Raw genomic sequence first — 6,437 nt, 5'->3', positions numbered from 1 at the left:
GACGATAAGTTTTTAAAGGGGGCCATGACGAAAAGGTGGCCATGACGAACCTGTCGACCTTGAAGAAATGAAGCTATTAAAATGGCTGCGTAGACATATGCGCATTACGACCACGCTTCGAGGCGAAAAGTTTTTAGTGCGTGAAAACGGTCTATTGTGGGCAACGCCCATGTTGGTAGTATTAATTTTAGTCGAAATCTCTGATGTTATTTTTGCAGTTGATTCTATTCCTGCTATTTTTGCAATTACCACCGACCCATTCATTGTATTAAGTGCTAACTTATTCGCTATTTTAGGTCTGCGTGCTATGTTCTTCCTATTAGCAGGCGCAGCAGCCACAATGCACTACTTACCATATGGGCTAGGCGTAATCATGACCTTTATTGGTATAAAAATGCTTTTACTTGATCTTTATCATGTTCCAATTGCAGCTTCTTTAGGCTTTATTGCAATAGTGCTAATTATTACTGCATGGATGTCATGGCGTTATGCTAAAAATAATCCGCAGGCGCAGATATAAGCAATTATAGGACTAACTAGGTAGGTACTTAATATTAAGTTGGTACTGGACGTATTATTGGTTCCCTTGGGTTATACCAATTGGAATCAAATAGAATAGCTACTCCAGCTTACTTTTTACCTTAAATGGATCCGAGAATTGCAGGATTAAAAAATTAACGACCGACAATATTATTGCGATCTCATACCGCCCATAGGCCACTGAAATGCCAATAGCAGCGGTATTCCATAAACTTGCCGCCGTCGCCGTTCCTTTTACACTATCACTGCCTTTAGAAATAGCACCCCCACCACAACGATTTATATTCAGCCATATAGATTTCAATTTTGTACTGTATGTCGAAAACAGTAATCTGCTAAAACAGATGGATTAAAACATGTCTTTAATGTTTTTTGGTATCACCAACAATCTTATCCATAACTGCAAATAATAAGCCAGAGAATACAAACGTCATGTGGATGATCACTTTCCACATTAATCTATCAGCATCGCCATCGCTCATCTCTTTGGGTATATCCATAAATGACTTCAGAAGATCAATGGCAGAAATGGCAACAATGGCACCGATGACTTTAAGTTTTAGACCAGAAAAATCGATTTTTCCCATCCATTCAGGACGATCCTCATGATTAGCGGTATCAATCTTTGAGACAAAGATTTCATAGCCACTAAATATGATGATGAGCAATAAGCTTGCAACCAATGATATGTCTATAAGAATCAGTATGCCCACTATGACATCAGCTTCAGAAGCACTAAACACATGGATGATCATATACCATAGTTCTTGGAAAAATTTGATAAACAATAAAATGATACCGATCACTAACCCCAAATAAAATGGTGCGAGTAACCAGCGACTATTAAATATGGTTTTTTCTAATGTGTATTCAGCTTTCTTTAGCATGGGTATCTCTTATTTTTAGCAATATGCGTTATAAAGGGTGATGATTATTTTAAGTAATAGAGAGTGATACTTGAGAGAAAATAGGTTGTACCAGTTGCTTGATATAACCTGTCATTAATAACGCTTTAAGATACAGCCTTTTTTTCTTAAGGTTATCAATATATAGTCAATCCAGAATAAAAGAGATACAACCCATATCATGAAAGAGTTTAGGTAAATTATTCTCCATCCACCCTTGTCGTAGAAACTTAGCCTGTGCCCATTGAGCTATGCTGACAATCCTGTAGAAACCAATTTGGATTATTTTAATAAGAAAGCTTAATGATAATTATTCATCCTGGCGATTCCATGATCATTAAATTTATATTTAACAATGGCAGTTCAATGCCTGTATAGCGCATCGAACGTATTCCCTTAACAGGGTTTATGACGAATGACTTTGAATAGAAAAAGATCGTTTAAGGCGGTTCCATTGAGGTATACCCCAACGGAACCACTTAAAAAGCCCCTTAGACCTATTAATAGGCTACCTAAAACAGACCAATATAAGAGAACCGCTTATAACAGACTGTTCTAGGTGGTCAGTTTTGTCGCTATCTTGAGAAGTCATAATCCGCTTCATTTCCATCTAAATATTCGCGTATAGGACGTTTATTACTAAATTTGGAAACGTCTTTTTTGATCTCACCAACTATAAAATCACTATATGCTGTCCAGTTCTTACCAGCATCGCCTTTAGCAAGACCACTATATGTACTTATAAACTCTTTATGCCGACTGATACGCCACAGCTGCTTATCTGATAATCCATCTACTGTGAACATATCAGCTGTGTTCATATCGCGCACGCTCTTGTTTTGCTTATCAGCTTTAGGCTTTGGCTTTTCATGCACAGTAAACGTAAAGCCTATGATTTTTCGACCTTGTTTTACATTCTCATATTTAACTTTAATATTGGTCTTTTCATTAATCTCATTAACAGCTAAATCAAGAACACGTTTTTTGAAATCAGTCATTCTCTGATATTCATCAACACCAATTCCCAGCTGACCTCTCAATATTTCATAATCAAATACATCTGTCTGTTTAGCGCTTAACCATTTGACAACTAGCTCATATAAACGCACAGAGTAGATGCTATTGAGCGTTGCAATGAACTCTAGGTCATATTGTGTAAAGTGTGAACTTAAACGAGTAATTTCATTAACAACGGCAATAGTAAAAATAACTTCGATACGTCCCTCGCTTTTAACATATCTGACTTGCTGAACCCAGTTTGTCTCAATTTTGCTACCAGTATCATCCAAAAACGTAAAATAACGTGCCCTTAAGCCTTTTCCAGCTTGGGCTAATATCTTGTAGGCAGTATCAATCTGTACATCAAAAGCTTCAGCGTATCGTTTTGCACTTATAGACAGCGGCTTATTGATCTCTAACCCTTGTTCGGTCTCCCTTGCATCAACAATAGCTAGCTGTATTAGGCACATCTCAGTTAAAGATAAACTTTGAAAGGCTGTGACAATTCGGTTTGATTTCACGACTAATTCTCGCGTGTTCTTTCCATCTTTGTGATCACTCATAGTTAACTCGTTTATGTGACTGTTTATCTACAATAGGCAATATAATATCACGATAAGGAGACAAGTACATAATTGTCGTTATTAGCGGTATAAACGTCGCCTTATAACGGTATAAACGTCGCCTTATAACGGTATAAACGTCGCCTTATAACGGTATAAACGTCGCCTTATGAGGTCTGAGATCCTTTAGTGTCAATGTCTACAGCGCATGTAAAAGCTATTAAAAGCTATTAAAAACATTAAAAGCCTTTTTCTTATTAATTAATGATCAGAAAACAACAGAAAACTACTTAGATCTTTGACCACTTGTCATTACCTTTATATTAAAAGCAGAATATCTAAGTAAGCCCACCTTATTATCTTCTAACCACTGAGTAATATCCTGATTAGTTAAAGAATATGTATACCCTTTAGGTTTGGCATACTTTAATAATTTCTGCTTACTAATGGTTCTGCCTAAGAACTGAGCAATCTTTTGTGCTCTATAAGAATTTAGTTGCCCTTTAAGTTTGTAGGCTTCCTCTATATCCCAATCATCAAAGCCATGATAATCACCACCTGTACCGTTCTCTAGATCGTCTAGTAAATAGAGCATGGCAAAGGTTACTTCTGAACGAATGCTATTAACCTTTTTCATATTATCAGATCGTTTATTCATATTATTAGCTTCTATAAAATAGGTACAGACATTAATGATAGCATAGGTATAGACATAAGTATTTATTAGGTACAGACAATGTTAATATTTTGGGTATAGACAGTAATGTACTTTATAGGTATAGACATTACAATTATAATCAGCTAAATTATCTAAGCCAGCAGTCACTAGAGGGGGCTATTTATTGCTACCGCAATAATCATCCTATCCCTCTGTGAGCTGGTTAAGGGAGACCCTTAAAACCCCTGCAACCCTCACTTAGGTCATCGTTATGCTAGAGTCAAAACCTACTGTTCTTGATAAGAGAGCCAAGCGCAACAAAGAGATTGCGATTCGCGTCAATGAGTATGAGCTTGCTGAGATTAAGAAAAGAAACCGCGCGAATACGGTCGCCAGTTGGTTGCGAGGATTGGCATTGGGGGTCACCCCTGTTAAACCCGTTGATCCTGAATTGGTGCGTCAGTTGGGCAGGATTGGCAGTAATCTTAACCAGATAACTAAGCAGGTGAATATTGAACAGCACGTTGATGCTGAGATATTGAGTGAGATTAAAGCCATCAGAGCGCAGCTGCATGTGCTGATAGAGAACAGTATTGAATACTCAAAGGTAGCTGCGAGGGATGGTGATGATCGTTAAGTTCTCTCACCATGGTAAAGGCAAAGCGAGTGGCGTTTTAAACTATCTACTGAAAGAGAAGGGGGATAAGGGTGCTCTTGTGCCTAGAGCGTATGCAAAAGTGCTGTACGGCGATCCTGTGCTCACTGAGCACTTAATTAATACGACTTCTCACATCTCTAAGTACAAGTCAGGGTATTTGTCTTTTAGTGAACGTGCTGATGAGATCAGTGAGGGGGATAAAAAGCGCATTATGCAGGAGTTTGAGTCGATCATATTCTGTGGTTTAGAGAGTGATCAGTACGATATTTTATGGGTTGAGCATGCGGATAAGGATATTGATGAGACTCATCCTGTGGGGCGACTGGAGCTGAACTTTGTGATTGCTTGTCAGGAGCTGCGATCAGGTGATGCGTTTCAACCCTACTATGAGCCGGCAGACCAAAAAAGGGTCAATGCTTGGAAGAATATTATCAATTTGGAGGTTAAAACCATCAAGGGTGAGCCGTTAAGTGATCCTAATGATCCTGAGCGCAAACGTTTAGTGAATCCGCATAGTAGTTATGCGCCACGCCCTACGCCCTTTGATTTAAAAACGTATACAAGAAAAGAGGCTGATAAGGATGAGGAGACTATCGCTGAGCCTCCTAGTCGTCTGTTATTGGAGGAAGCGATTAAACGTCGTTTGCTGCTAGATTGGCAACACGGTATGGCTATGAATCGTCAAGGGGTGTTGAATCGGCTTAAGCAGTGGGGTTTGAAGATTAATCGAGGTAATAGCGAGAAGACGTTGTCGGTGACGAGCGATAAGCTCACGGATAAGAACGGTAGACCTATGGGGGTCAGGCTCAAAGGCGGTATGTTTGAAAAAGGTTTTAATGGCTATCAGTTCAAACCAGACGCAAAAGAACGTGAGCATTCTCGATACGACAAGAGCGTTAATAGAGAGGATCGCAAGCAGCTAGATGAGCAGCACTTAGCTACTGGCATAGAGATAAAAGAGGCTTATCATCAAAAGAGATATGGAAGTACAGCTATAGCTGAATCATTGGTGTCAGATACAGAGGCTAAGCAAGAGCTAGAAGTCGCTAAACCAGCGCCAACAGAAACGTATAGCCCAAGTTTTAGACCAGGCTTTTGATAGGTGTTCGGTTCCCTAGTGAGGACTTGAGTATTCGGCTGTAGGCGAATGATAGAAACGATCTTAATCCCTGAGATAGTTTTAGTGTACTTCGTTGTGTACACGTAGTGAGTTTTTTTATTATTATTTTTATTTTCCATAAGCGCTGCTATGGGAACAACGGGCATTATTATTGAGCCGCCGGATCAAAACAACCCAAGTTTGTTTGTACGGATTTGACGGCAGCGGACATAATTAATGTAGGTGAAAATAAGTAAAATGTGTATATTAAAGTTTCTTTTTAGGGTTCTGTTACTAGTATGAGTGCATACCAATTGGCACCAAATAGAATCTAATCCTTGTTGTCTATACTTAAGGAATATTGTGGAAACCATCGGCACCCCTTGGCTATATGCCATTTTTTTTGCAATAGTCGCAGTCATGCTACTGATCGACTTTTTAGGCTTTAAGCATAAAGATCCGCTAGAGAGTTCTGATGTAAACGCAGTACAAGAGCATCAACCTGTATCTATTAAATTGGCTGCAGTATGGAGTATCGCTTGGGTCAGTGTGTCTGCTATATTCGCAGGCGGATTATGGTGGTATTTAGATGCAGAATTGGGTACGGCAGTTGCCAATCAAAAAACCTTAGAGTTTGTGACTGGTTATTTAATCGAAAAATCACTAGCGATTGATAACGTGTTTGTCTGGCTTATGATTTTTGGCGCGTTTGCTGTTCCACCTGCGTTGCAGCGTCGTATACTATTATACGGCGTGATAGGCGCTATTGTTTTACGTACTATTTTTATTCTTGCAGGCGCATGGCTAATCCAAGAGTTTTCATGGGTACTTTATATCTTTGGTGCGTTCTTGGTTTATACCGGTTATAAGTTTTTAAAAGGTGGCCATGACGAACCTGTCGACCTTGAAGAAATGAAGCTATTAAAATGGCTGCGTAGACATATGCGCATTACGACCACGCTTCGAGGCGAAAAGTTTTTAGTGCGTGAAAACGGTCTATTGTGGGCAACGCCCA

7 protein-coding genes and 1 pseudogene are annotated in these 6,437 nt (G+C 39.1%); 4 read left to right on the top strand and 4 right to left on the bottom strand.

What is annotated here, in order from left to right; genetic code table 11:
• Positions 1–37: 37 nt before the first annotated feature.
• A pseudogene (locus JMX75_RS12720) lies at positions 38–520 on the top strand (TerC family protein); the annotation flags it as partial.
• Positions 521–619: 99 nt separating this feature from the next.
• On the opposite strand, the gene JMX75_RS12715 reads toward JMX75_RS12720, so the two are convergent.
• The 4 genes from JMX75_RS12715 to JMX75_RS12700 all read right to left on the bottom strand — a co-directional run bounded on the left by JMX75_RS12715 (position 620) and on the right by JMX75_RS12700 (position 3,665).
• Positions 620–844: an MgtC/SapB family protein gene (locus tag JMX75_RS12715; protein WP_265089224.1), complete on the bottom strand. Its 225-nt coding sequence runs from the start codon at positions 842–844 to the stop codon at positions 620–622.
• Positions 845–902: 58 nt separating this feature from the next.
• Positions 903–1,427: a TIGR00645 family protein gene (locus tag JMX75_RS12710; protein ID WP_181718276.1), complete on the bottom strand. Its 525-nt coding sequence runs from the start codon at positions 1,425–1,427 to the stop codon at positions 903–905.
• Positions 1,428–2,020: 593 nt separating this feature from the next.
• Positions 2,021–3,007 carry a replication initiation protein RepM gene (repM, locus tag JMX75_RS12705; RefSeq protein ID WP_181718275.1) on the bottom strand — a complete coding sequence of 329 codons (987 nt, stop codon included), beginning with the start codon at positions 3,005–3,007 and terminating at the stop codon, positions 2,021–2,023.
• 286 nt (positions 3,008–3,293) lie between these two features.
• Positions 3,294–3,665, bottom strand: a complete 372-nt coding sequence (locus tag JMX75_RS12700) for a hypothetical protein (protein WP_181718274.1) — start codon at positions 3,663–3,665, stop codon at positions 3,294–3,296.
• Between the two features lie 271 nt (positions 3,666–3,936).
• Here JMX75_RS12700 and JMX75_RS12695 point away from each other — a divergent pair, with 271 nt between their 5' ends.
• From JMX75_RS12695 to JMX75_RS12685, 3 genes are all read left to right on the top strand, one after another.
• Positions 3,937–4,302, top strand: a complete 366-nt coding sequence (locus JMX75_RS12695) for a plasmid mobilization protein (protein ID WP_181718273.1) — start codon at positions 3,937–3,939, stop codon at positions 4,300–4,302.
• Positions 4,286–5,422 carry a relaxase gene (locus JMX75_RS12690; RefSeq protein WP_181718272.1) on the top strand — a complete coding sequence of 379 codons (1,137 nt, stop codon included), beginning with the start codon at positions 4,286–4,288 and terminating at the stop codon, positions 5,420–5,422. Before JMX75_RS12695 ends, JMX75_RS12690 begins: the two co-directional genes overlap by 17 nt.
• A gap of 363 nt (positions 5,423–5,785) precedes the next feature.
• Positions 5,786–6,437 (top strand): TerC family protein (locus JMX75_RS12685; protein ID WP_413786643.1); only part of this gene is annotated, 652 nt, incomplete at its 3' end.

Origin of the sequence: Psychrobacter sp. LFX-11D (assembly GCF_904846475.1) — a bacterium.
Lineage (GTDB): Bacteria > Pseudomonadota > Gammaproteobacteria > Pseudomonadales > Moraxellaceae > Psychrobacter > Psychrobacter cryohalolentis.
Note: the sequence above shows the minus strand (reverse complement) of the source record. Positions and strands in the feature narration are given on the sequence as shown.